5 protein-coding genes are annotated in these 3,066 nt (G+C 36.3%); 2 read left to right on the top strand and 3 right to left on the bottom strand.

The features are described 5' to 3' along the window. Positions 1-178: 178 nt before the first annotated feature. Both O9332_RS24530 and O9332_RS24525 read right to left on the bottom strand, forming a co-directional pair. On the bottom strand, positions 179-400 hold the full coding sequence (locus O9332_RS24530) for a type II toxin-antitoxin system RelE/ParE family toxin (RefSeq protein WP_230401062.1): 222 nt from the start codon (positions 398-400) through the stop codon (positions 179-181). Between the two features lie 79 nt (positions 401-479). Then, positions 480-743 (bottom strand): ribbon-helix-helix domain-containing protein, encoded by a 264-nt coding sequence (locus O9332_RS24525; RefSeq protein WP_002758001.1) that lies wholly within the window; start codon positions 741-743, stop codon positions 480-482. A gap of 539 nt (positions 744-1,282) precedes the next feature. Between O9332_RS24525 and O9332_RS24520 the strand changes: the two genes are divergently transcribed. Beyond that, positions 1,283-1,603, top strand: a complete 321-nt coding sequence (locus O9332_RS24520) for a hypothetical protein (protein ID WP_002758002.1) — start codon at positions 1,283-1,285, stop codon at positions 1,601-1,603. Then, positions 1,600-2,064, top strand: coding sequence for a PIN domain-containing protein (locus O9332_RS24515; protein WP_002758004.1), 465 nt, complete (start codon positions 1,600-1,602; stop codon positions 2,062-2,064). Before O9332_RS24520 ends, O9332_RS24515 begins: the two co-directional genes overlap by 4 nt. Before the next feature lie 549 nt (positions 2,065-2,613). Here the strand turns inward: O9332_RS24515 and O9332_RS24510 are convergent. After that, entirely contained in the window at positions 2,614-2,769 is a 156-nt protein-coding gene (locus tag O9332_RS24510; protein ID WP_002758006.1) for an anacyclamide/piricyclamide family prenylated cyclic peptide, read from the bottom strand. Positions 2,770-3,066 lie beyond the last annotated feature (297 nt).

Here is a 3,066-nt window from a genome sequence, read left to right as displayed (position 1 = left end):
TAATCAATGAGTTTTTCAGGCTGAATAAAAGCATTTTCTCGATTAGTTAATGACAATTACTCTCAATCCTCAAAATATTTAGAGTTTCCAGATTAGCAGTCTTTACTTTTCTTGTCAATAGTTTTTGGGTAAATTTTTATTGAGTTTTTGTTAAGTTTAGCTTGATGCGATCACTTTCTTAATCAAGATCAAACATAGCATCTAAATCTCTATATCCACTAACTACTCTTGCGATTTTAATTCCGTTTTCAAGAGGAAAATAAAAGATTAGATAATCTTCTACAGGAAAACTTCGTAAACCCATAATCAATTCATTCCTGTTTTTTCCCACATTAGGAAAACTGGCTAAGATTTCAAATTTATCAAGAATCTTATCTAACAACTGATTGGGAGCTTGAATATTAGAATAAGCAATCCGATCATTGATAATTTCTAAATCTTCGTTTAGCCTTTGAAGATATTAAAATAACCGTCATAATTCAAGAGCCACTATCCTGAAGATTTGTGGCTTTTAATCTGTTAATAAATTCTCTACCATCAAAACTTTCTCCACGCCTTAACTCTTGCACACCAATCATGACTTCCTGTTTCAATTGCTCAAATCTTCCTCGATAAATTCTGTCTCTTTCTGCCAATAAACGCAATCCCTCTTGAATAACGGCTAAATCATCTTGATATTTTCCTGTTTTAATTTGTTGAGCAATCAAATTTTCTATTTCTGGTGTCAGTTGGATAGTGTTCATTGCTTCTCCATAATTACTTTTATATCATCCTAGCTGAGTATTATAGCGCAGACTTTTTAGCATCTTATAATTTTAACAGATTTTGGACAGACTGCGAGATAGACGGGTTCATCTCCCTGAACCTAAGTCTTCTAGCACTCGTGAGCCAAGGAAAAGGGAGACAACAGAAGCTCAAAAATCTGTACTCCCCCGCCCCCCGCTCAAGAAGCTTCCGAAAGCCCTGAATTTAACTAGGGTTGTACGTCAATTCATTGAGGCAAACCGTGCGCCCTGGCAAGAAGAAAAAGACTTTTGACCTGATTTGAGGTTCGTGCTAGAATCAGGGGGATTACTCTGCGTCGTCTCCCGCAAAAGGACGTTCCTCTCCAGAATTTAAGGTGAAATTTGACTTGACGGGGAGTTTAACCTGATGTTTAAGCACTTGTCAAGCTTTTTGTGATAATTTGTTACCAAATATTTCTTGGTGAGATTTTGTCTGAGTGAAGTAGTGATAGAATAGGTCATGCCAATAAAAGTCGTTGGCAAAAATCTTTATAACTATGAAAGCAATTCAATCTACTGGAAAGATCGATAAGGTAGGTCAATTATCTTTAGACCACCCAATTAAAGGGACTCCACCCAGTTCAGTAAGAGTTATCATTCTTTGGGAAGAAACAGAAACAGAGATTAATAACTTTTGGCAACAAATCAGTAAATATCAACAACATCCTTTAATGTCAGCAGAACAATTACAACAGGAGTTAAAACAATCTTTGACCGAAGCAGGTTATGATTCAAGAGAGAAAATTGTTGATCTTGTCCAAGATATTAAACGGGAAATATCTCAAGAACGTCAACAAAAACAAGATTCAATACAATGAAGAAAATTCCTGAATTAATTTTTTTAGACACTAATGTTCATTTAATCGGTGCAGTTGAGCTAGAAAGTCCTGAAGGTTTAATTCTACAATGGTTAGGTTGGGAAGCCCCAAACGATAATCCTGTGGGGGTAATAATTTCTGAAGAACTTATTAACCAAATTACCAGAGTTGCCAAACGTTTAAAAAATAAAGATTGGAGTGGAGAAATAATTGGAAGGATCTGGCAAAACTTAAAGTTTTGCTATGTCCAGATTGATGATTTTGAGTTAGCTGAAATGGAGGCTTTGGGAGTAATTCCTCGTGAAGATGTAGGAGTCTATTTAACGGCAAAAGTTGGTCAATCTCAATGTTTTATATCTGCTAATCATAAGTTAATTAAGATTTTGGTTCAACAAACAGGTGAATTTGAATGTTTAATGCCTTCTGAATTTGTAAATAAGTATCTAAATTCTTTAAAATAAAAAAATAAGGCTATTTTAATCCTCGTTTAACCGCTTCAGCTAACGCCATTGATTTTTTTAATTGTCTTTTTTCCTGGGTCTTAACAACATTAGGTTGGTCTTGTTTTTTACCTGAAGTCACTCAATTGTCAAGGCTTTTTTTATTAAATTTTGTAACAATTTGGCAACAAAAAAGGCACAGGCAACAAAGACCAAATCGCTCTTAAAATAAGCGAATTACTGTTAGAAACATCAATCGGGTACTTATTGAAAACTCTAATTTTTGACCAAGAGAAGTCAAAGACAATCTCCGACTTTTTAAGTAGCATTGACTAAATCTTCTAGCACTCGTGAACCAAGGAAAAGGGAGACAACAGAAGAGCAAAAACCTGTACTCCCCCGCTCCCTCTCTCCCCTGCTCAAGAAGCTTCTCCGCCTCCCCGATGCCCGGTATCCGAAAGCCGCGAATTAACAAGGATTGTGCGTCAATTCGTTGATGCGAACCGTGCGCTAAGGGAGACAGAAAAAGACTTTTGACACTTTTTGAGGTGAGTGTTAGAATTATGAGGACTACTCCGCGTCGTCGCCCGCAAAAGGAGCATTTCCTTTTGAACCTCTTCGGAGTAAATCTAGGGGGGCGATCGCATTGTCATTACGAGAGACGGTAGCGGTATTTTCCCGTTGAACAGGAGCGGCATTGCGGGGGGTCAGTTTTTTGGTTTTCATGGGGTAAATCCTCCATTATTGTTGAGTTCAGTCATACCACCTTTTTTCTGCTGAGTCAATAGTTTTATTCTGAGTTTTTATCTATCTTTGTTATAGTTTTTTATCTATGTTTAATGTCATTACAGTTTTTCTGTTTAAATTTCCCGAAGAAAAAAACCACCTGATGCTACTGGGGTAGTAAACTTTGCCCGACTTCATCACTTTCTATGTTCTAAAACTTTAGCAAAATCTCTTACTTCTCTTAATAAATTAGGGGGTAAAGCATTGATGATTTCTAAAACTTCGCCAATGATTAAT

The organism is Microcystis sp. LE19-10.1B (genome assembly GCF_027530565.1).
GTDB classification, from domain to species: domain Bacteria; phylum Cyanobacteriota; class Cyanobacteriia; order Cyanobacteriales; family Microcystaceae; genus Microcystis; species Microcystis aeruginosa.
The sequence above is the reverse complement of the archived record's forward strand: the minus strand, read 5'-3'. Positions and strand labels throughout refer to the sequence as shown.